At 68.1% G+C, this 21,998-nt stretch carries 18 protein-coding genes and 1 tRNA gene; 12 read left to right on the forward strand and 7 right to left on the reverse strand.

Annotated features, from left to right (window positions below; genetic code table 11):
* Nucleotides 1-136: 136 nt before the first annotated feature.
* Nucleotides 137-213: transfer RNA gene (locus ACFWZ4_RS01380), tRNA-Arg, on the reverse strand.
* A 238-nt stretch (nucleotides 214-451) separates the two neighbouring features.
* Here ACFWZ4_RS01380 and amaB point away from each other — a divergent pair.
* From amaB to murB, 5 genes are all read left to right on the forward strand, one after another.
* A complete protein-coding gene (gene amaB, locus ACFWZ4_RS01385) occupies nucleotides 452-1,987 on the forward strand; it encodes an L-piperidine-6-carboxylate dehydrogenase (protein ID WP_439702983.1) in 1,536 nt (511 codons plus the stop codon).
* A gap of 181 nt (nucleotides 1,988-2,168) precedes the next feature.
* Nucleotides 2,169-2,471: a DUF4190 domain-containing protein gene (locus ACFWZ4_RS01390; RefSeq protein ID WP_439702984.1), complete on the forward strand. Its 303-nt coding sequence runs from the start codon at nucleotides 2,169-2,171 to the stop codon at nucleotides 2,469-2,471.
* Between the two features lies 1 nt (nucleotide 2,472).
* On the forward strand, nucleotides 2,473-3,237 hold the full coding sequence (locus ACFWZ4_RS01395; RefSeq protein WP_439702985.1) for an SDR family NAD(P)-dependent oxidoreductase: 765 nt from the start codon (nucleotides 2,473-2,475) through the stop codon (nucleotides 3,235-3,237).
* 3 nt (nucleotides 3,238-3,240) lie between these two features.
* Complete coding sequence (locus ACFWZ4_RS01400; RefSeq protein ID WP_439702986.1) at nucleotides 3,241-4,278, forward strand: quinone-dependent dihydroorotate dehydrogenase; 1,038 nt, start codon at nucleotides 3,241-3,243, stop codon at nucleotides 4,276-4,278.
* 10 nt (nucleotides 4,279-4,288) lie between these two features.
* Nucleotides 4,289-5,308: a UDP-N-acetylmuramate dehydrogenase gene (gene murB / locus ACFWZ4_RS01405; RefSeq protein ID WP_439703757.1), complete on the forward strand. Its 1,020-nt coding sequence runs from the start codon at nucleotides 4,289-4,291 to the stop codon at nucleotides 5,306-5,308.
* 67 nt (nucleotides 5,309-5,375) lie between these two features.
* Here murB and ACFWZ4_RS01410 read toward each other — a convergent pair whose 3' ends face one another.
* Together ACFWZ4_RS01410 and ACFWZ4_RS01415 are read right to left on the reverse strand one after the other, a co-directional pair.
* Complete coding sequence (locus ACFWZ4_RS01410; protein ID WP_439702987.1) at nucleotides 5,376-6,131, reverse strand: Bax inhibitor-1/YccA family protein; 756 nt, start codon at nucleotides 6,129-6,131, stop codon at nucleotides 5,376-5,378.
* Nucleotides 6,132-6,177: 46 nt separating this feature from the next.
* Nucleotides 6,178-7,422: an MFS transporter gene (locus ACFWZ4_RS01415; RefSeq protein ID WP_439702988.1), complete on the reverse strand. Its 1,245-nt coding sequence runs from the start codon at nucleotides 7,420-7,422 to the stop codon at nucleotides 6,178-6,180.
* Between the two features lie 687 nt (nucleotides 7,423-8,109).
* On the opposite strand from ACFWZ4_RS01415, the gene ACFWZ4_RS01420 reads away from it, so the two are divergent.
* From ACFWZ4_RS01420 to ACFWZ4_RS01430, 3 genes are all read left to right on the forward strand, one after another.
* Complete coding sequence (locus tag ACFWZ4_RS01420) at nucleotides 8,110-10,497, forward strand: DUF3772 domain-containing protein (RefSeq protein ID WP_439702989.1); 2,388 nt, start codon at nucleotides 8,110-8,112, stop codon at nucleotides 10,495-10,497.
* 12 nt (nucleotides 10,498-10,509) lie between these two features.
* Complete coding sequence (locus ACFWZ4_RS01425) at nucleotides 10,510-11,325, forward strand: helix-turn-helix domain-containing protein (protein ID WP_439702990.1); 816 nt, start codon at nucleotides 10,510-10,512, stop codon at nucleotides 11,323-11,325.
* Between the two features lie 74 nt (nucleotides 11,326-11,399).
* Nucleotides 11,400-11,816 carry a VOC family protein gene (locus ACFWZ4_RS01430; RefSeq protein WP_439702991.1) on the forward strand — a complete coding sequence of 139 codons (417 nt, stop codon included), beginning with the start codon at nucleotides 11,400-11,402 and terminating at the stop codon, nucleotides 11,814-11,816.
* Between the two features lie 47 nt (nucleotides 11,817-11,863).
* On the opposite strand, the gene ACFWZ4_RS01435 is transcribed toward ACFWZ4_RS01430, so the two are convergent.
* The 3 genes from ACFWZ4_RS01435 to ACFWZ4_RS01445 all read right to left on the reverse strand — a co-directional run bounded on the left by ACFWZ4_RS01435 (nucleotide 11,864) and on the right by ACFWZ4_RS01445 (nucleotide 16,430).
* Nucleotides 11,864-13,495, reverse strand: coding sequence for an alpha/beta hydrolase (locus tag ACFWZ4_RS01435; protein WP_439702992.1), 1,632 nt, complete (start codon nucleotides 13,493-13,495; stop codon nucleotides 11,864-11,866).
* 194 nt (nucleotides 13,496-13,689) lie between these two features.
* Nucleotides 13,690-15,372 (reverse strand): serine hydrolase, encoded by a 1,683-nt coding sequence (locus tag ACFWZ4_RS01440; RefSeq protein ID WP_439702993.1) that lies wholly within the window; start codon nucleotides 15,370-15,372, stop codon nucleotides 13,690-13,692.
* A gap of 29 nt (nucleotides 15,373-15,401) precedes the next feature.
* The gene (locus ACFWZ4_RS01445; RefSeq protein ID WP_439702994.1) at nucleotides 15,402-16,430 is read right to left on the reverse strand and encodes a TolB family protein; all 1,029 of its coding nucleotides are present in this window, start codon (nucleotides 16,428-16,430) and stop codon (nucleotides 15,402-15,404) included.
* Nucleotides 16,431-16,571: 141 nt separating this feature from the next.
* Here ACFWZ4_RS01445 and ACFWZ4_RS01450 point away from each other — a divergent pair, with 141 nt between their 5' ends.
* The 4 genes from ACFWZ4_RS01450 (at nucleotide 16,572) to msrA (ending at nucleotide 19,062) form a co-directional block, all read left to right on the forward strand.
* Nucleotides 16,572-17,408, forward strand: coding sequence for a DUF72 domain-containing protein (locus ACFWZ4_RS01450; protein ID WP_439702995.1), 837 nt, complete (start codon nucleotides 16,572-16,574; stop codon nucleotides 17,406-17,408).
* A gap of 101 nt (nucleotides 17,409-17,509) precedes the next feature.
* Nucleotides 17,510-17,896 (forward strand): PRC-barrel domain-containing protein, encoded by a 387-nt coding sequence (locus tag ACFWZ4_RS01455; protein ID WP_439702996.1) that lies wholly within the window; start codon nucleotides 17,510-17,512, stop codon nucleotides 17,894-17,896.
* A 102-nt stretch (nucleotides 17,897-17,998) separates the two neighbouring features.
* Nucleotides 17,999-18,211 (forward strand): RNA-binding S4 domain-containing protein, encoded by a 213-nt coding sequence (locus tag ACFWZ4_RS01460; protein ID WP_439702997.1) that lies wholly within the window; start codon nucleotides 17,999-18,001, stop codon nucleotides 18,209-18,211.
* 152 nt (nucleotides 18,212-18,363) lie between these two features.
* Complete coding sequence (gene msrA / locus ACFWZ4_RS01465; protein ID WP_439702998.1) at nucleotides 18,364-19,062, forward strand: peptide-methionine (S)-S-oxide reductase MsrA; 699 nt, start codon at nucleotides 18,364-18,366, stop codon at nucleotides 19,060-19,062.
* 142 nt (nucleotides 19,063-19,204) lie between these two features.
* Here msrA and ACFWZ4_RS01470 read toward each other — a convergent pair whose 3' ends face one another.
* Nucleotides 19,205-21,949: a putative bifunctional diguanylate cyclase/phosphodiesterase gene (locus ACFWZ4_RS01470; RefSeq protein WP_439702999.1), complete on the reverse strand. Its 2,745-nt coding sequence runs from the start codon at nucleotides 21,947-21,949 to the stop codon at nucleotides 19,205-19,207.
* Nucleotides 21,950-21,998 lie beyond the last annotated feature (49 nt).

Here is a 21,998-nt window from a genome sequence, read left to right on the forward strand (position 1 = left end):
GTGCGAAAGCCCACTTGCGGACGCCGCTCGTTCAGTGGGTCCGAAACCAGGTCATCACTCATCCCCAGGGCCTCGACGCGGCCGCCATGGCCGTTTCGAACCCCATAAAAAAAGGCCGGCGATGCCGGCCCTGGAATGGTGCCCCCGATACGATTCGAACGTACGACCTTCCCCTTAGGAGGGGGACGCTCTATCCAGCTGAGCTACGGGGGCGCGGCGCGGATTCTGGCATGGATGGCCCCCGCGGCGCGATTCCCGCCATCGGAGTGTCACCAAACCGAAAGCGGCGAGAGCCTGCAGGAGTGCGCCCCTGCGCGCGACTGCCACGCGCGGGTCGCGCACAGGGTGCGCTCCTGCAGACAGTGGGAAAGAGCCCCCGGACCCACCCTGCTAGAATGGGCGTTTCGCAATTGTCCGGCGCCCCACGTCGCCCGACCCCAAGGAGTCACGCATGTCCCACGATATTCTCAAGGCGCTCGGCCTGGGCGATTCGCAGTCCGGCACCTACCTCGGCAATGGCGAATGGTCGAAGACGACCGACGCCGGCACGCTCAAGCCGCTGAATCCGGCCACGGGCGAGGTGATCGCCAGCGTGCATGCCTCCAGCGCGGCCGACTACGAGACCATCGTCAAGCGCGCGCAGGATGCCTTCAAGGTCTGGCGCACAACCCCGGCGCCGCAGCGTGGCGAAGCCGTGCGCCTGTGTGGCGAGGCGCTGCGCAAGCACAAGGATGCGCTGGGTTCGCTGGTCGCCCTGGAGATGGGCAAGATCAAGCCCGAGGGCGACGGCGAAGTGCAGGAAATGATCGACATCGCCGACTTCGCGGTCGGCCAGAGCCGCATGCTGCACGGCTACACCATGCATTCGGAGCGCCCCGGCCACCGCATGTACGAGCAGTACCAGCCGCTGGGCCTGGTCGGCATCATCAGCGCGTTCAACTTCCCGGTCGCCGTGTGGGCCTGGAACGCCATGCTGGCCGCGGTCTGCGGCGACGTCTGCATCTGGAAGCCCTCGCCCAAGACCCCGCTCTCGGCGGTCGCCACGATGAAGATCTGCAACGAGGCGCTGAAGGCCGGCGGCTTCCCGGACATCTTCTTCCTGTTCAACGACGCGGGCACCGAGCTGTCGCAGGCGTTCGTCGACGACAAGCGCATCCCGCTGATCAGCTTCACCGGCTCGACCAAGGTCGGCCGCCAGGTCGGCGAGCGCGTGGCGCGCCGCCTGGGCCGTTCGCTGCTTGAGCTCGGCGGCAACAACGCGATCATCCTCGACGAAAGCGCGGACCTGAAGCTGGCGATCCCGGGCATCGTGTTCGGCGCCGTCGGCACAGCCGGCCAGCGCTGCACGACCACGCGCCGCCTGTTCGTGCACGAGGCGATCTTCGACAACGTGCTGGACACGCTCATCGGCGCGTACAAGCAGGTCGAAGGCAAGATCGGCGACCCTACCCAGGCCACCACGCTGATGGGCCCGCTCAACAGCCCCGAGGCCGTGCAGGGTTACCTGGCCGCGATCGAGAAGGCCAAGGCCGCCGGCGGTACCGTCCGCACCGGTGGCGCGGCGCTGACCGACCGCAAGGGCAACTTCGTGCTGCCGACCATCATCACCGGGGTGAAGAATTCCGATGAGGTGGTGCAGACCGAGACCTTCGCGCCGATCCTCTACGTGATGCCGTTCAAGACGCTCGATGAAGCCATCGAGATGCAGAACGACGTGCCGCAGGGCCTGTCCTCGGCGATCTTCACCAACAACCTGCGCGCGGGCGAGCAGTTCCTCTCGGCGGCCGGTTCGGATTGCGGCATCGCCAACGTCAACATCGGTACCTCCGGCGCCGAGATCGGCGGCGCCTTCGGCGGCGAGAAGGAAACCGGCGGCGGTCGCGAATCGGGCTCCGATGCGTGGAAGGCCTACATGCGTCGCCAGACCAACACCATCAACTATTCCGACGCATTGCCGCTGGCGCAGGGCATCAAGTTCACGGTGTAGAAGCACGTTTGCCCCCGGCCCCGGCCGGGGGCAAAGGTTTGACAGGACCGGACGTCATTCCCGCGAAGGCGGGAATCCGCCTTCGCTACCCTTGATTCCAGAGCACAATGGATTCCCGCTTTTGCGGGAAAAACGCCGGCGGCTTTGCCGTCAAGCCGGCACAACAGCGAGGACCGACGCCATGAACGCACTGCCTCCCGTCCATCGCACCACCAGCGCCATGGCCGTGGTCAGCCTGGTTTCCGGGATAGCTGCCTGGAGCGTGCTGCCGCTGGTCGGCGCCATCGTGGCGATCGTCTGCGGCCACCTCGCGCGTGGCGAGATCCGCCGTTCGCAGGGCCAGATCGAAGGCGACGGCCTGGCGGTCGCTGGCCTGGTGCTCGGCTATGTGCAGCTGGCTTTCGGTTTCATCGTGCTGCTGTTCGCCATCGCCGCGATCGTGCTCGGCCTGTCGATCGGCTTCGGCGCCTCGCTCTTCCACTGACATGCGCGATTGCGCCTTCGATTTCGCCGGCTACCGCGTGCTGGTCGCCGGCGGCAGCAAGGGCATCGGCCGCAGCATCGCGCTGGGTTTCGCCCAGGCCGGCGCGGCGGTATCGATCTGCGCTCGCGGCGAACGGGCGCTGGAGGCGACGCGGCAGGAGCTGGCGGCCTTCGGCCACGCCACGCACGCGGCCCGCTGCGACCTTTCCCACGCGCACGACATCGCCACCTACGTCGCCGGCGCTGCCGAAACGCTGGGCGGCATCGATGTACTGGTCAACAACGCCAGTGGCTACGGTTTCAGCGACGACGACGAAAGCTGGGTCCGCGGTTTCGAAGTGGACCTGATGGCCGCCGTGCGGGCCTCGCGCGCCGCCCTGCCCCACCTCGAAACTTCGCCGCACGCCTCGATCCTGCACACCAGCTCCATCGCCGCCTTCCACCCGCGGCGCAACGGTGCGCCGTATGCCGCGGTGAAGGCGGCGCTCAGCCAGTACACCACCTCGCAAGCGCTGGCCCTTGCCGGGAAGCGCGTTCGCGTCAACGCCATCGCGCCCGGTTCCATCGAGTTCCCGGACGGATTGTGGGATCGCCGCCGCCGCGAAGAACCGGCGATCTACCAGTCCACGCTCGCGAAGATCCCGTTCGGACGCTTCGGCGCGCCGGAAGAAATCGCCCACGCCGCCCTGTTCCTCGCCTCGCCCTACGCCGCATGGATCACCGGGCAGACGTTGTGCGTGGACGGCGGCCAGGGCCTCAACGGATAAGCCATGTACGACCACATTCGCCCGCTGCTGTTCGCGCTCGATGCCGAGACCGCGCACCGGCTTACCCTCTACGCGCTGGGCGTGGCCCATCGCAGCAACCTCGGCCGCTTCGTCGCCAAGGCGCCGGAGGACCTGCCGGTCACGGCGTTCGGCATCCGCTTCCCGAACCCGGTGGGGCTGGCCGCCGGCCTGGACAAGAATGCCGCGCATATCGACGAGCTGGGCGCGCTGGGGTTCGGCTTCCTCGAGGTAGGCACGGTCACGCCGCGCCCGCAGCCAGGCAACCCCAAGCCGCGCATGTTCCGTCTGCGCGACCACGAGGCGATCATCAACCGGCTGGGCTTCAACAACGAAGGCGTCGATGCGCTGGTGCGCAACGTGGAGTCGTCCCGCTACCGCGGCGTGCTGGGGATCAACATCGGCAAGAACAAGGACACGCCCAACGAGCGCGCGGTCGACGACTACCTGTTCTGCCTCGAACGCGCGTACCGGCACGCCAGCTACATCACGGTCAACATTTCCTCGCCCAACACCCAGGGCCTGCGCGACCTGCAGGAAGAGGCCACGCTGCGGCGCTTCATCGAAACGCTGCGCGAGGCGCAGGAGCGGCTGGGCAGCCAGGCCGGTGCGCGCAAGCCGATGCTGCTGAAGATCGCGCCCGATCTCGCCGAGACCGAACTCGACGGCATGGCCGAGGTGCTGCGCACCGCCGGCATCGACGGCTTGATCTGCACCAACACCACGATCGACCACAGCGCGGTGGCGGGCGACCCGCACGGGCAGGAGGCGGGTGGTCTCTCCGGCAAGCCGCTGTTTGCCCGGTCGACCGAAGTACTGCGCGGCATGCGGGCGCGATTGGGCCCGGCCGTGCCGATCGTCGGCGTCGGCGGCATCCTCGATGGCAGCGACGCGGTGGAGAAGCTCGACGCCGGCGCGAACCTGGTGCAGGTGTACTCGGGCCTGATCTACCGAGGTCCGCGCCTGGTCGCCGAATGTGTCGATGAAATCCGTCGCCAGCGTGGAGCATTCCATGCTGGCTGAGCGCATCGACATGGGCGGCTACACACTGATCGAGAACGCGCCGCTGGTCGCGCGCAACACGCTGCGCGTGGCGGCTCGCGCGCGGCTGCTGGCCGAAGTCCGCGACGCGACCAAGTTGCCCGAACTGCTGGATTTCCCGGCCGTGCGCGGCGACCCGCTGCTGGTGCTGGGCGAAGGGAGCAACCTGCTGCTCACCGGGGATTTCGACGGCACGGTCATCGCCATGGCCACCCGTGGCGTGCAGGTCGAACAGGACGGCGAGGTCGCACACATCGCGGTCGCCGCCGGCGAGCGCTGGGACGACTTCGTGCGCTGGACGTTGGGCCAGGGTTTCGCGGGCCTGGAAAACCTTATCCTGATCCCGGGCACGGTCGGCGCCGCGCCGATCCAGAACATCGGCGCCTACGGCACCGAGGTCGCCGAGTTCATCCAGAGCGTGGAGGCCTGGGACATCAATGAGCGCCGCGTCGTCTCGCTCGACAACGCCGCCTGTGCCTTCGCCTACCGCAATTCGCTGTTCAAGCGCGAGCCCGGCCGCTACATCGTTACCGCGGTGCGGTTCGCCCTGCCCCGCGCGCACGCGTTGCGGCTGGACTACGCCGGCATCCGCGAGGAACTGGCGCGCATGGGTGTGGACAAGCCCGCGCCCTTCCACGTGGCCGAAGCCGTGGTGCACCTGCGCACCCGCAAGCTTCCCGACCCCGCCGTGATCGGGAACGCGGGCAGTTTCTTCAAGAATCCGGTCGTCGATGCCGCGCTGGGCGACTCGCTCAAGCGAGGGCACCCCGAGCTGGTCGCCTGGCCCGGCGGCGACAGCCGCTGGAAACTCTCCGCCGCCTGGCTGATCGAAGCCGCAGGCTTCAAGGGCTGCCGTGACGGCGACGCCGGCATCTCCAACCGCCACGCCCTGGTGCTGGTCAACCACGGCCACGCCAGCGGCGCCGAACTGTGGACATTGGCGCAGAAGGTGATCGCGGGCGTGGAGGCGAAATTCGGCGTCAGGCTCGAGCCGGAGCCGGTCGTGGTCTGAGGCGATCTTCCGCGGGAAAGAAAAGGCCACGCAACGCGTGGCCTTTTTTATTGCCTATCGAGCGCGCTTAACGGCGCGCCTTGGACAGCAGCCGCAGGAGCTCCATGTACAGCCATACCAGCGTCACCATCAGCGCGAACGCGCCGTACCACTCCATGTACTTCGGTGCGCCCGCCTGCGTGCCGCGCTCGATCAGGTCGAAATCCAGCGTCAGGTTGAGCGCCGCCAGGCCGACGACCAGCAGGCTGAAGCCGATGCCCAGCAGGCCGGACTCGTGGATGAAAGGCATCTGGATGCTGGTGAACGCGCGAAGCCCGATGTCCACCAGGTACAGCAGCACGATGGCACCGGTCGCCGCGACCACGCCCGTGCGGAACCGGTCGGTGACCTTGATCACCCGGGTGCGGTAGAGCACCAGCATCACCGCCAGCACGCCCGCGGTCAGCATAACCGCCTGCAGCACGATGCCGGGGTAGCGCAGCTCCATGAAGGCCGAAATGCCGCCGAGTGCGAAGCCCTCGGCGATCGCGTACAGCGGCGCGGTGATGCCCGACCACTGGCGAAGGAAGGTGCTGGCGAGTGCCAGCACGAAGCCGACGATCAGGCCGCCCCACATGAAGGGCGCGATGGCCGCGAAGGCGCCGGCGACGTCGCCGGTGGCGACCAGCGTGTCGAAGCGGTGCCAGGTCCAGCCACCGGTGACCAACGCCAGCAGGAGCAGCAGGCCGGTCTTGGCCACGGTGCCGTTCAGCGTCATGCGGTCGCCTTCGGCGAACAGGCCCTGGAAGGTGTTCTCGCGCAGTACCGGGTTGCTGGAGCGCATGGATTCCCTCGTTCGTCAGTTCGCGCGGTGCGCGGATGCCGTCATCCTAGCGCGCCGGAAGACCTCCGCGCTGCGTATCCCGCGGCTTCGGCCGGTCCAGCTCCGGCAGGAACACCGTGATCAGGCCCATCAGTGGCAGGAACGCGCACAGGCGGTAGACGTACTCGATGCCGTGCGCGTCGGCCAGCTGGCCCAGCACCGCCGCGCCGATGCCGCCCATCCCGAAGGCGAGCCCGAAGAACAGTCCCGAAACCATGCCCACGCGCCCGGGCAGCAGCTCCTGCGCGTAGACCAGGATCGCCGAGAACGCCGAGGACAGCACCAACCCGATCACCACGCTCAGCACGCCTGTCCAGAACAGGCTGGCGTGCGGAAGCAGCAGCGAGAACGGCGCCACGCCCAGGATCGAGATCCAGATCACCGACTTGCGCCCGATCCGGTCGCCTACCGGACCGCCGATCAGCGAGCCGGCAGCCACCGCAGCCAGGAACACGAACAGGTGCGTCTGCGCGCTCTGCACCGACACGCCGAATCGGTGGATCAGGTAGAAGGTGTAATAGCTGGAAAGGCTCGCCAGGTAGAAATACTTGGAGAAGATCAGCAAGCCCAGGATCAGCAGAGAAAGCACCACGCGATTGCGCGAGGGAATCACCAGCGCATGGTGCCGGCGACTGCCGTTCCGGCTGGCATGGTGGACGCGGTACCAGCCACTCACGCGCAGCAGCACGGTGATGGCCAGCAATGCCGCCAGCGAGAACCAGGCCACGCTGCCGCGCCCATGGGGCACGATGATCCAGGCCGCCAGCAACGGTCCCAGCGAGGAGCCGGTGTTGCCGCCGACCTGGAACAACGACTGCGCCAGCCCGTGTCTCCCGCCTGAGGCCATCCGCGCCACCCGCGAGGCTTCCGGATGGAACACCGACGAGCCGGTACCCACGAGCGCGGCGGCGACCAGCAGCACGGAGAAGTCGGGCGCCACCGCGAGCAGCAACAGGCCGCACAGGGTGAAACCCATGCCGACCGGCAGCGAATACGGCATCGGCCGCCGGTCACTCGCCACGCCCACCAGCGGCTGCAGCAGTGACGCGGTGAGCTGGTAGGTCAGCGTGATCAGGCCGACCTGGCCGAAGCTCAAGGCGAAGCCGCTCTTGAGGATCGGATAGATCGCCACGATCAGCGACTGGATCATGTCGTTGAGCAGGTGCGAGAAGCTGATGGCGCCGAGCACGGCAAAGGCGGTGCGCGGCTCCGCGGGCAAGGCGGCGGCGACGGGTTCGGCGCGGGTCTGCATCGGGCGGGGTCCGGGGGAGCGCGGCCTGGAGCCGCGGCGCGCACTCTAGAGCGTGAGGCGGTCGTTCGTATACCCGCTTGCGGCCGATTCGGGGCGGCTTTCCGGGTTCCGCACTGGGCTTTCCATGCGCCCTTGGGCACCTTCCCCGCACGCGGGAAACCGATCGCGCCCGCGCCTACGCGGGGAGTATGTCGTCGGCCGGATGGGGGAAGGCTCGCCTCAGCGCACCGAAGCGAACACCTAACGCCTCAACCCGAACTCTTCGGCCGCCCGCCCGGCGCGCAGCCGGGCGGTACGAATCGCCGCGGCCAGGCGCCCGCCTGGCAGGCGCGTCTGCTTGCCCTTGCGTGGTCTCCTGGCATTGGGCGCCGCGCTGTTCCGACGCGCCGACGCATGCATCGTCGGCAGCGTGCCGCGTGTCGCGCTCTCGCCCGGAAGCACGTGCCGGCCGTCCGCCCCCCGACGCGCTCGCCCGCCGATGCCGATCGCCTTCCGACCGGGATCGCCTGCGCGCTTCGAACCTGCCTTTGCCACCATGCGATGCCACCCTGTGCTGGTTGGGAGGGGCATGCTGCGCAGCGCGGCGTGAAACGGCGGGCAAAGCTTCGTTGGGTGCGCATTCGACGCGACGGTGGCCGCGCCGCGTTCCCGATTGACCGCCTGCGGACGCCACCGGATCATGGCCGGATGCCTCTTCTACGACGTCTCCTGCTCTGCCTGCTGCTGACCGCCCTTCCCGCGCTCCATGCGCAGGACGCTCCGACCAACGCCACGACGCCGGTGGTATCGCCGGCGCAGACGCTGGACGACCTTCGCGACCAGCTCGATTCGATCAAGTCCGAACTCAAGAAGAAGCCGGACGACCGCACGCTGGCCGACCTGCGCACCACCGCGCTGTCCGTTCAGGACCAGGCCGAGCAACTGGCCGCGACGCTGACGCCGCAGATGGCCAGCCTCGACGCGCGGCTGGCCGTGCTCGGTCCCACCCCGGCCAAGGGCGCGCCGCCCGAAGCGGCCGAGGTGGCCGCGCAGCGCCGGCAGCTGGACAAGTCCAAGACGAGCCTGGACGCGCAAATCAAGCAGGCGCAGCTGCTGGGCGAGGAAGGCATGCAACTGGCCGCGCAGGTGTCCGGCCTTCGCCGCGACCAGTTCCAGGCGCAACTTGCCTCGCGCACCGCGACACCGCTGAGCGGCGCGTTCTGGACGGAGCCTGCGCGCTCGCTGCCCGACGACCTCGCGCGGCTGAAACGACTCAGGGCGCACGTCGCCGATGCATGGAAGGACGCCTGGCAACCGCCCAACCGCCTGCCGCTCCTGTGCTGCCTGGGCGCAGCGCTGTTGCTGCTCGTCACGGGCCGGCTCTTGCTCGAGCGCTTCGTGATCTTCCTCGCCGCTCGCGTGATGCCCGACAGCCACCTGCGCCGCAGCGCCACGGCGTTCGGCATCGCGCTCGGCGCCGTGCTGGTGTTCGGCCTGGCCGCCCAGCTGGTGCGCTTGGGGCTGGACTGGAACGACACGCTCGACCCGGGTCTGGACGAACTGGCCCTGTCGCTGGTGCGGCGCGTGAGCTTCGCGGCCTTTGTCGCCGGACTCGGGCGGGCGCTGCTTGCGGTACGGCACCCGTCCTGGCGCCTGCCGACGCTGTCCGACGCCGCGGCGCGCCGGTTGCGCCTGTTCCCTGGCCTGCTGGCCGCGGCAACCCTGTTGCTGAGCGTGGTCGAACGGATCAACAGCACGATCGGCGCCAGCCTCCCGGCGACCGTGGCCACGCGTGGCGTGATCGCGCTGGTGGTCAGCGGCCTGGTCGGCGCCGCCCTGCTGCGGCTGGGCCAGGCCCGGCGCGCCCTGATCGCCTCGGGCACCGCGCCGGCGCAGCGACCGCTCTGGGTCGGGCTGCTGGCCGGGGCGGCCGCGCTGGGCGTGGTGCTGAGCTGGATCGCCGTGGCGCTGGGCTACATCGCGCTGGCGTTCTTCCTGGCCACGCAGATGCTGTGGATCGGCGTGCTGATCGGCTCGCTCTACCTGCTGTTGCATCTGGTGCACGACCTGATCGCCACCCTGCTCGCCCCGAACGGCCGCAGCGGGCAGCGGCTGCAGGCGGCCTTCGGGCTGCCACCCCGTACGCTGGAACAGACCGCCACCGTGCTGTCGGGCATCAGCCGCGTGCTGATCCTGCTGCTGGCCATCGGCGCGCTGCTGGCGCCCTTCGGTACCGACCCGCAAGAGCTCGCCGCACGGATGGGCCAGCGCTTCGGCAACCTCACCCTGGGCCAGCTCACCATCGACCCCAGCACGGTGTTCGAGGCACTGGCGGTATTCGTCCTCGGGTTGATTGCGGTGCGCGTGCTCAAGCGCTGGCTGGGCGACCAGCTGCTGCCCAAGACCACGCTCGAACCGGGCATGCAGAACTCGGTGGTCACGCTGCTCGGCTACGTCGGCGGCGTGCTGGTGTTCGCGCTGGCGCTGGCGGCGCTCAACGTGAGCCTGCAGAGCATCGCCTGGATCGCCAGCGCGCTGTCCGTGGGCATCGGCTTCGGCCTGCAGGCGATCGTGCAGAACTTCATCTCAGGCCTGATCCTGCTGGCGGAGCGGCCGGTGAAGGTGGGCGACTGGGTGAGCCTGGCCGACGTCGAGGGCGACATCCGCCGCATCAACGTGCGCGCCACCGAGATCCAGATGTGGGACCGGTCCACGGTCATCGTGCCCAACTCGCAGCTGATCACGCAGAACGTGCGCAACGTAACCCTGGCCAACGCGCAGGGTCGCGTGCAGATCAAGTTGCCGATGCCACTGGATACCAATGCCAGGCGCGCGCGCCAGATCATCCTGGATGCATTCCTGGGCCATCCGACGATTCTCGACACGCCCGCGACCAGCGTGCAGCTGGAGCATGTGGACACGCTGGGCATCCACTTCGTCGCCACCGGCTACGTGCCCAGCCCGCGCGAAGTCGGCGGCGTGCGCAGCGAATTGCTGCTGGCGATCCTGGAGCAGCTGCGCGGCGAAGGGTTGTCGCTCATCCGTCCGCAGGACATGCGCATCCATCGCCTGCCCGATCCGGGCGAAACAGGCTGAGCGGCGGCGGTCATGGCATTCCACCAGCGCCTGCCTGCCCCGCCTCTGGACGTGCTCGTCGATACGCTGTGGGACTGGGACATGCCGCCCGCCGCGCATCGGTACGAGCGGGTACTGCCACAACCCGGCGCTCAACTGATCATCAACCTGCATGAGGACCAGACGCGCGTTTACACGGACGACGCCGAACGCCGCTGCCTGACGTCCTCGGGCAGCGTGCTGGGTGGCCCACAGTTGCTCAGCCAGATCATCGATACGGCCGAGCAGGTGCGCGTGATGGGCGTGGTGTTCCGCCCAGGCGGCGCTGGTGCGTTTACAGGCGAGGACATGGGCGCCATCGCCGGTTGCGACGTCGACCTGGCCGGCCTGTTCGGTAGCGATGCGACCGCACTGCGCCAGTGCCTGCTGGAAACGGCCGATCCAAGCGACCGCTTGGCAATGCTGGAACGATGGCTGCACGCGCGCATGCGCCTGTCACGGCTCGAGTCCTGCGTCGCCCACGCGCTGGCCTGGCTTGAGCGGACGCCGCAGGCCGTACGCATCGGCTGGCTGGTGCGAGAGGTCGGGGTATCCGAACGGCGGCTGGCGCTGCTGTTCCGTCGGCAGGTCGGCTACGGTCCGAAGGAGTACGCGCGGCTGCTTCGCTTCCGCGCCGTGGTGGCCCGGGTGCATGGGATTGCGCGCGTCGATTGGGCGGGCGTGGCGGCCGATGGCGGCTATTGCGACCAGGCCCACCTGGGGCATGAGTTCCGCCGCTTCGCCGGCGTCACCCCGGGCGAATTCCTGGCCCGGCGGGGGCCCTACCTCAACCACCTGCCGCTCGACTGAGCGCTCGAAAATCTACAAGACCGCGGTGGCTGGACGAGGCTAGATTCATGGCTCCCAACCTGGAGAAACTCCTGATGAGCCAAGGAACCAGCACCATCATTCCATGCCTGCGCTACCGCGACGCCCGCCGGATGATCGACTGGCTGTGCCACGCGTTCGGCTTCCAGAAGCATGCGGTGTACGAGGACGACCAAGGTGGCGTGGCGCACGCCCAGCTGGTCTACGGTGGCGGCATGCTGATGCTCGGCAGCGTGCGCGAGGATGGCTTCGGCCGGTTCCTGGCCCAACCCGATGCGCTGGGCGGCCGCGAGACCCAGTGCGCCTGCGTGACAGTGGCCGATTGCCGCGCGCACTACGAGCGGGCGAAGGCGGCCGGTGCCGAGATCGTGGACGAGTATGCGGAGAAGGACTACGGCGGGGCCGGCTATGGCTGCCGTGACCCGGAAGGCCACCTGTGGTGGTTCGGCAGCTACGACCCCTGGGCGGGATAAATTCCAGCTCCCTCTCCCCGGACGGGAGAGGGAGCAGATCGCGCCAGCTATGGATTCACGGCGACGCGCTTGAGCTCGGACTGGGGCCGCGCCACGGCGTACATTTCCCAGGCCATCTGCTTGAGCAGGCCCTGGTGGTCCTTGCCCTGGGTGTAAAGATCCATGTGCGTGCGACCGGGCAGGAAGTGGAAGTCCGACTTCGCGCCCAGGCCGTCGAGCACGGCCTTGAGCCTGTGCGCGGCGCCATCGAGGTAAAACGTGTCCGCGGTGCCGACGACCAGGTGGATCTTGCCGTCCAGGTCGCCCTTGAGCTCGGGCCAGTGCGCCTTCAGGCGGCGTGCGATGTCGTAGTGCTCGCTCCAGTAGGCGACCACGGCCGGGTCTACCGCACCGGTGTCGCGGTCGAACATCGGCACCGGACGGCCGTCCGCGCCGCGCGGCGAAAATACCCACTCGAACGAGGCCATCTGCCCGCCGTAGGGTCCCAGCACGCGTTCCAGCCGAGCGAAGGTCTCGTAGGTGGCCAGCACCTTGCCCTCATCACGCACCAGCGGATACGGCGTGCCGTCGGCGCGGTGGTAGACGTTGGCATGCGGCGCGTACAGATCGACCCCGGTGAAGTCGTGGAAGTCGCTCGGGTCGGGCGAAGTCGACCAGGTGCCGCCGAACACCTTCGGATAGCGCGTCTGCAGCCACAGCGTGGCCCAGCCACCGGAGGAATGGCCAGTGAGGAATCGGCCCGAGGGGCGCGCATCCATGCGGAACTTGCCTTCCAGTGACGGGATCAGCTCGGTGGTGAGCGCACTGCCCCACGGGCCGTTGTTGACGGAGTCGGCGAACTCGTGGGTGCCGGTTGCGCTGGACTCGTCCAGCACCACCCAGATCATCGGCGGCAGCTGCTTCTCGGCCATCGCGCCGAACACCATCGCCGCGGTGCCAGCCTGCGTGTGGAGGTCGCCACCGTAGCCGTGGGTCTGGAAGACGGTCGGATACGTGGTCTTGCCGGACTTGTCATATCCCGGCGGCAATACCACCCAGCCGCGCATGTGGATCGGCCGCCCCCAGAAAGCGCTGAGCACCGGACTGACGAAATCGATCGGCTGCACCTGCTCGCGCGCCTGCGCCAGATGCTTCTTAGTCGTCTCGCTCATGTAGCGCGTAGGGAGATCCCACAGCGCGGCCGTGGGCAGGGTTTCGGTGAGCGCCAGCGCCGGCGCCGCGGCGCTGGGCAGGTGAACCTCAACCACCGGGCTCACCAGATCGCCACCGTTGCGCCCGTGGTAGTTGTAGTCGTGCTGGGTATCCAGCACCGCCTGCACGAGGTAGTCGCCCGGCGGCAGCTTCGAAAACGCCGACGGAAAGGCCTGGTCGTCCGCGTCCAGAAGCACGGCGCCACCGGGCGCCAGGCGCTCGACCTCGCGCGCGGCCACCGCGGTTTCCTTTGGCGCGAACGGGCTGCTCTCCACCTCGGTGACCTTGCCGTCCTTGGCGGCGGCCCTGGCGGCCTTCGCCTCGGTGGCAAACAGCAGCAACCGCCCGGTCGTCGGCTTGCCCGCCGACGCCGGCAGGTCGACCTGGAAGAACTGATGCGTGACCGGCGCCGCCCCACGCGCGCAGGCGCTGGAGGCAAGCAGGCCGGTGAACAGCAGCGCCAGTGCGCCGCGGATGGGGTTCGACATGGCAAGCACTCCTGGGAAAAGCGATCCGTCGCAGGTTAGCGGGAACTGCGCGATCTTTTGCTGGAGCGCCCTCGGGGCGCGACCGGCATGCCTGGCAACGAGTTGATGGTTGGCATTCCGGTCGCGCTCAAGGGTCCTCCTGCAAGACGGTCAGGTGAACGAAAAAAAGGGCCGGTTGCCCGGCCCCCTGGAGGTCAATCGTCCGAGCCCTTGCCGTCCTTCGCCACCGGCGCCAGGCGCAGGTCCTGGAAGTCGAAGCTGAAATCGGTCAGCGGCGAGATCGGGTCCATGCGTGCCTCGCGCACGTGGCCGTCCTCGTCCAGCGCGAAGGTCACGAAGGCATCGGCGTTGAGCGTGCGGTCGTCCCAGCGAACGGTGAAGGTGTCGTGCTGCCAGGGCGTCATGGTGCCGACCAGCTGCGACGTGTGGCTGAAGCGCATGCGCAGCTTGCCGTCCTCGCGACTGACGATGACGTCGCCGTACCACGGGTCACGGTAGGTGCCAGCGTAACCGGCCAACGGCAGCGACGGCTTGCTGTCCTTGTCGCGCGCGGCCTCGTGCCTGGCCATGCTGTCGTCGGCCTTGGCCTGCGCCTTCTTCACCGCCTTGTCGTAGACGGCCACCCAGTCGGTCTTCTTGCCAGCGTTGAGGTAGGCGTCGAGCACGCGGTAGGTGACCGCATTGAAGGCCGCGCCCGACTCGGCGTTGGTCAGCACCACCACGCCCAGCTTGAGCTCGGGCACCAGCGTCACGCGCGAAACCATGCCCGGCCAGCCGCCGGTGTGCCAGACCAGCTTTTTGCCCTGGTAATCGGACAGGAACCAGCTTTCGCCGTAGCCGAAGAAGTTGGGCGTCAGCGAGGCGAGCTCGGGCACCTGTGCCTTGTGGATCTCGATCGGCGTGAGCATCGACCACATCTGGCGCTGGCTGTCCTCCGAGAAAAGCCGCTTGGGCTTGCCGTCGGCGCCGGTCGTGGGCAGCTCGCCGCCGGCCAGCTGCACGTTCATCCACTTGGCCAGGTCGTGCACGCTGGAATAGATGCCACCGGCGCCCGGGTCGTTGAGCCAGGCCATCGGCGGTACGGGTTCGAGGTCCTTGAAGTCGGCCTTGGCGTGGCCGGTGGCCACGTCCATGCCACTATTGAGGTAGGTCTTGTCGATCAGCGACTGGTCCATGCCGACCGGCTGGAAGATATGCGTGCGCACGTAATCGGCGTAGCTCTGGCCGGACGCATGCTCGATCACCAGCGTGGCCACCGCGAACAGGATGTTGTCGTAGGCGTAGCCGGCGCGGAAGCCGTTCTTGATCGGCACCTTGGCCAGGCGCTCGACGACGTCCTTGGTCGTGTAGTTGGTCGGCGGCCAGTACAGCAGGTCGCCGGCGCCCAGCGACAGGCCGCTGCGATGCGCCAGCAGGTCGCGGATGCGCATCTCGTGCGTGACGTAGGCATCGGACATGCGGAACCACGGCAGGTGTTCGATCACCCGGTCGTCCATGTCCAGCTTGCCCTGCTCCGCAAGCTGCTGCAGCGCGGCGGCGGTGAAGGCCTTGGTGTTGGAGGCGATCGCGAACAGCGTGTTCGCATCCACCTTGTCGGCCTTGCCCAGCTCGCGCAGGCCGAAGCCTTGCTCCATCACCACGTGGCCGTCCTTGACGATCGCCACGGCGATGCCCGGCACGTCGAAGGTCTTGCGCGCACTGTCCACGTAGGCGCCAAAGTCGGCCAGTTGCGCGGGCTGCATCGGCCGTGCGGTGTCGCCGGTGGACACCGGTGGCGGCAGCGGCCGCTCCGCGGGCGTCTGGGCCAGCGCTCCGGTGGTCGCGAACAACAGGGCGCAGGCGACCGCCAGGCGGGTGGAGAAAACAGGCTGGGTCATCGAACGGACTCCGCTTTGAGATCGCCCCACTATCGCGGCAAAACCGGCACGACGCCAGCATGCCGCGTCCGCTCGGCGCCTCGGGCATGGGCCTCGATCCAGGGCGCCAGGGAGATCGACCACAGGTTCTCCAGGCCGTTGTCCCAGGCATCCATGCGCGCCATGTCGTGGTGGCCTTGCGCGTCGTTGCGCGGGTAATGCACGGGCACGCCGCGCGTGCTGGAGAAATACAGCGTGCGATGGTCCGGACCGAGGTGCGAACCCCAGGGCGAACCCTTGTTCACTTCGTCGCCCAGGTCGACCGGCGTGCCCCAGTGGTCGCCTTCGCGGAAGGCGATATATAGGCGGTCGGGCTGGGCCTTGTCGCCAAAGTTGGCGTCGAACACGATGAACGATTCGTCCGGCGCGACGGCCGGGTCGAGCTTGTGCGCTGCCTCGTCACCCAACGACACCTCCACCGGCGCCCGGTAGCTCCCGCCGCGGTACTGCGCCCGATAGAGCCGGAAATCGCCGCCCATACCCGGTGCCTGGAAATACACGCTGCCGTCCGCGACCACGCTCGGCGCGTAGGTCCGGCTGCTGGCGTTGACCGCATCGGGCAAGCGCACCGGTTCGCCCCAGCCACTGCCCTTCCGGTCGACCCGCCACAGATGCCCGCCGGAGCCCGGCGCGAGCTTGCCGTTGGCCATCACCGCATCCACCGCCTCGCCGCCCGGCCGATCGGGACGGTTGGAGGTGAAGACGAGGAACGAGCCGTCCGGCGACATCGCCGGATCGTGGTCGAGCCAGCGGCCGGAAAACGGCGCGATCTCGGGCGACGACCAGCCCGTCGTGGTCCGGTGCGACACCAGGATCGCGGCGTTGGGCCAGCGGATGCGATCGAAGAAAACGGTTTGCCCGTCGGGCGCAAACGCCGCCGAGTCTTCGGCGGCCGGGCCCGAAACGATGCCCGGGGCGAAAATTTCAGGTTGCTGCGACGACGATGCGGCTCGAAGCGAAAACGGAACCAGGCCACAGACGAGGAAGACGGCCAGCACACTACCGGTCAGTCGGGACATGCTCGATCCTTGTAGCGCGGGGAGGAAGCCCTGCACAGATACGCCGGCCCATGAACACCGTGCGCGTGCCGCAAGTCACGCCGCTCACGCGCCTGATCCGGGAGGCATGCCAGGATTTACGTCCGCCGAAGGAGCACCCCAATGACACCGTCCCGCACCGCACCGCCCGCCGGGCCCATCCGAGTCGGCATCGGCGGCTGGACGTTCGCGCCCTGGCGCAACAACTTCTACCCCGCGGGCCTGGTGCAGCGGCGCGAGTTGGAATACGCCAGCCGTCAGCTCCGCGCGATCGAGATCAACGGTACGTTCTACGGCGCGCAGAAGCCGGCTACCTACGCCAAGTGGGCGGCCGAAACCCCCGAGGGCTTCGTGTTCGCGCTCAAGGCGCCGCGTTACGTGGTCGAGAGCAAGAAGCTCGCCGGTGCCGGCAAGGGCATCGAGGCGTTCGTGTCCGGCGGCATCGCGGAAATGGGCGAACGGCTGGGACCGATCAACTGGCAGCTCGGCCCCTCGCGGCCGTTCGACGAGGACGATATCGCCGGCTTCCTCGACGCGTTGCCCCGTGAACTCGACGGCCGGCCACTGCGCCACGTGCTGGAGGTGCGCCATCGCAGCTTTGCCTGCGAACGCTATGTCGAGCTCGCCCGCGCGCACGGCGTGCCCACCGTGTTCACCGATGCGACGCAATACCCGTCGTTCGCCGACCTCACCGGCGACTTCGTCTACGCGCGACTGATGCGTAGTGCCACCGACGAGCCGGACGGCTATCCCGCCTCGGCGCTGGACACCTGGGCCGAACGCGCGCACGGCTGGGCGCAGGGCAAGGACCTGACCGAGCTGCCGCACGCGGGTTCGCCGCAACCGGACACTGCACTGCGGGAAGTGTTCATCTTCTTCATCAGCAGCGCGAAGGAGCGCAACCCCGCGGCCGCCATGGCTTTGCAGGCGCGCGTCGACGCGCGCCGAAAAGCTGCCTGAGAGGATGTTTACGGTCGTTTGCCCCTCGCGTCACGGCGGTTGAGGCAGGCTGGAAACCGTCGCGACGACGACGATTTCCCCCACTGCCCAGGAGATCCGCCATGACCATCCAATCGACCGGTTTCAACTCGGCCAACACCACCCGCGCAGGCATGGGTACTGGCCCCGTGCTGGCTTCGAGCACGCTCAGCGGCGAGAACGTTCGCAACGCCTCGGGCGAGGACCTGGGAGAGATCAAGGACCTCATGATCGACACCGCCAGCGGCACCATCCAGTACGCCGTGCTGACCTTCGGCGGCGTTCTCGGCATGGGCAACAAGCTGTTCGCCGTGCCGTGGAACGCGATGCGTCTGGACACCGAGAACCATTGCCTGGTACTCGACGTTTCCAAGGACCGTCTGAAAGACGCGCCGGGTTTCGACCAGGACAACTGGCCGGACTTCGCCGATACCACCTTCACCAACCGCATCAGCAGCTACTACCACTAAGGCGTCGAGCCTGGCTTCTCACGAGGGCGTCGCGATCGCGGCGCCCTCGTCGCGTGCGCCCCCCATTACACTGCCCGCCCCCCAGCCTGCCGCACGCCATCCATGCAAACGCTTACCTTCCAGCTTGACCGCGACCACGTCGAGCTCAACCAGTTGCTGAAACTCGTGGGGCTGTGCGACAGCGGCGGCGCCGGCAAGATGCTGGTCGCCAGTGGGGAGGTCCACGTCGATGGACAGCAGGAACTGCGCAAGACCTGCAAGATCCACGCGGGACAGACCGTGAGCCTGGGCGACGTGGAAATCCACGTGTCCTGAAAACCTTCCGTGCAGGAGCCCGCTTGTGGGCGATGCTCTTCGTGGGTACAGCCTGTAACTCCGACGCCCCCTCCAGCGAACAACCGGTAAGCCACGCGCACCCGTTCCCGGCATGCATCCGTAGCTATTTCTGACCGTTGCGAGGTGTTTACATGCCAGCTCGATGGCTTGCCCTTCTCCCCCTGGCCGGCGCCATGCTGGCCGGCTGCGGCGTCCCCGGTCCGGCATCGGCCGACGCAGCCCACCTACCCGATCCACGCCTGGATCCCGCGCCGTCCCAATCCGGTGAGCAGGTCGCGGTGTTTGCAGGCGGCTGCTTCTGGGGTGTCGAAGCCGTGTTCGATCATGTCCGCGGCGTGCGCGAGGCCTGGTCCGGTTACGCCGGCGGCGCCGCCGACACTGCCACTTACGAGCAGGTCAGCGACGGCGATACGGGACATGCCGAATCGGTCAAGGTGATCTACGACCCGGCCAAGGTCAGCTACGGGCAGCTGCTGAAGGTGTTCTTCTCCGTCGCCCACGATCCCACCCAACTCGACCGCCAGGGACCGGACGTGGGCAACCAGTACCGCTCGGTGGTTTTCTACGCCACGCCCCAGCAGCAACGGGTGGCCGATGCCTATATCGCCCAGCTCACCGCGGCGCATGCCTTCGCCGCGCCGATCGTCACCCAGGTGGTGCCGCTGAAGATGTTCTACGCAGCCGAGGGCTACCACCAGAACTTTGCCGCGCAGCACCCCGACAACACCTACATCGTCTACAACGACGCACCCAAGGTGGCGCACCTGAAACAATGGCTGCCGACGCTGTACCGACCGCAGCAGCAGAGGGTCCAGGTGCGCCTGCGCTGACAGGGAACCGATCGGCGCCCAAAGCGCCGCTCACCGATGCCATAGGGTGGGTTTCCGCCCACCGCTCTCAGGTGCATCAGGCCGGTGGGTTGACGGGCGCGCGTCTGGAGTGTCGCAGGAAGGCCTCCCTGCGGGCGCGCGATCAGTGCGCGGGGGGCACCAGCCGCAGCTTGGCGGAACCGGGGCGGTGGCCGGGACGCAGCATGCGCTCGATCTCCTGCACTTCCAGCGCACGCGCATACAGGTAGCCTTGGCCCTCGGTGCAGCCGGCGCGCAGCAGGAACTCGTGCTGCGCCTCGGTCTCGATGCCTTCGGCGATGGCGCACAGCCCCAGCCGCTTGGACAGCGCCAGCATCGCCTCGACGATGGCCGCGTCGTGCGAGCTGCCCGGTAAGCCGTCGACGAAGCTCTTGTCGATCTTGAGGAAGGCGATCGCCGGCAATTTGAGGTAGGCCATCGAGGAATAGCCGGTACCGAAGTCGTCGATCGCCACGCCCACGCCCAATGCATGCAGCGCATTCATGGTGCGCTCCATCTCGTCGCCCAGGCGCAGGATCGCGCCCTCGGTGATCTCCAGCAGCAGGCGCTGCGGCGCGACCTGCTCGGCGACCAGCCAACGACGCACGTCCTCGACGAAATGCGGCGCACCGTAGGAGCCGGCGGAAATGTTCACCGCGACGCGGATCGGCGGCATGCCTTCCGCGTCCCATTGGCGCATCTGCCGGGCCACGGCCTGCAGCACCCAATCGTCCACGTGGCGGATCAGGCCCAGCTTCTCGGCCATCGGGATGAACTCGGCCGGCGACACCTCGCCGCGTGCCGGATGGCGCCAGCGCAGCAGCGCCTCGACCGCGACCACCTTGCCGTTGCGCAGATCCACGCTCGGTTGGTACACCAGCCGGAACTCGCCGCGCGCGAGCGCCTGGCGCAATTCCGCCGCCAGCGCCAGGCGCTTGCGCGCATCGGCCTGCATCATCGGCGAATAGAAACGGTAGGTGTTGCGCTCCTGCGTCTTGGCCGCGTACATGGCGGCGTCGGCGTTGGCGATCAGGGTGACCGGATCGCTGCCGTCGAGCGGATAGCCGGCGATGCCGATACTGGCGCTCAGCGCCACTTCGTACTCGCCCACCTTCATCGGTTCGCCCAGCACGGCCAGCAGCCGTTGCGCCAGCGTGCTGGCCTGTTCGCGCGAGACCAGCTTGCCGATCAGCACGGTGAACTCGTCGCCGCCGATGCGCCCGGCGACGTCGTGCTCGCCCAGGTCGCGGCTGATGCGCTCGGCAACGTGCACCAGCAGGCGGTCGCCGATGGCGTGGCTATAGCTGTCGTTGACGACCTTGAAGGCGTCCAAATCGATGAACAGCACTGCCACCGCGCCGTGCTCGCGGTCGGCCGTGTTGAGCGCGAGCGCGCACTGGCGCTCGAACTCGGCGCGATTGGCCAGCCCGGTCAACGGGTCATGGGTTGCGAGGTGCTCCAGCCGACGCTGGTTCGCCTTGGTGGTGCTGATATTGGTGAACACCGCGACGTAGTGCTGCACGCGCTCGTCCATGTCGCGGATCACGCTGATGCTGAGCAGTTCGGGATAGACGCTGCCATCGGCACGCTGGCTGTGCACCTCGCCCAGCCAATTGCCGCCGGCTTCAAGGGTTTCCCATACCGAGGGCGGCAGCGGGCTGTCGTCGGGCAGGCGGCGGGTTTCGTCGAAGCGGCGGCCCAGCATCTCCTGCAAGGACAGGCCGGTAATGGCGACGTGCGCCGCGTTGATCGAGAGCACCCTGCGCCCGGCGTCGGCGATGATCACGCCTTCGGCGATGCTGGCCAGTGCCTCGGCGGCAATGCGCCGCTCCTGCTCCAGGCTGATGCGTTCGGAAATGTCGCGGATGATCGCCTGCCGCACCTGGCGTTCGCCCCAACGGACCAGGCTGCTCTGCGTTTCCACCGGCCGGGAAGACTCCCCGCCGCTGCGCAACGCGCCCTGCGTCACGCCCTCCCCGTGTGGCTGGCCGCGCTCGAACAGTGCGGCAAACGGCATGCCCAGGAGTTCCTGTTGCCCGCGCCCGGTCCATTCGACCGCCTTGTGGTTGGCATCCAGGATGCGGCCGCCCTGCTCGTCCACCATGACGATGGCGTCCGGTGCGCGATCGAACAGCAGCCGGTAGCGCTCTTCGGTGCCACGCACGTTGGCCAGAACGCGCCTGGCCATCCACAGCCACAGCAGCGTCGCCAGGCAGGTGGCTCCGAAGATGGTCGAGTACAGCACCCGGCCCATCCAGACGGCACCGTGGGCCACTTCCTGCGAAAACACCTTGGCGCGGGGTTCGATGTAATCGTTCAACGCGCGGATGCGCGCCTGCTGGCGCGCGATGCTGGCCGGGTCCATCGCGCCGCGCGCGTGGGCCGCCTGCAACTCGTGGGCGATCGTGTCCAGTTCGGCGACCTGGCGATCGACCGACCGCCACGCCGCGAGCGCCTCCTCCATGTAGGGCCCGGAAGCGAAATGGTCGAGCATGAAGATCACGCCGGGCACGGCCGACTGCATGGTGTTGACCTGCACCAGCGCGTCGGCCACGGCCGCGCGATCATAGTCGCCGGTGGCCACCACGTCGCGCGTCCAGCGATCGATGCGGAGGATGTCGTAGTTGCGGCGGTAGGCGGCAAGGTCCGCCGGACTGCCGCTGGCGGCATAGTTGCGCAGGTCGATGACCGCCTGTTTCTGCGCTTTCGACCAGATGCTCTCGCCGTTGAGGAACCCGGCGAGAGCAACCTGGACCTGCAATGCGCCCCAGGTAAAGGCCAGGATCAGCCCGATGACGGCCGCAAGTCCCCATGCCAACGGCAACAGACGCCGGGGCAGTGAGGACAAGCTGGGCACGGCAGCAGGCATCTGGTCCCTTATCCTGTGGCTGACCCGCGCAATTCTACGGGTGATTGTT

Source organism: Frateuria sp. GZRe12 (genome assembly GCF_051900535.1).
Classification (GTDB): domain Bacteria; phylum Pseudomonadota; class Gammaproteobacteria; order Xanthomonadales; family Rhodanobacteraceae; genus Frateuria_A.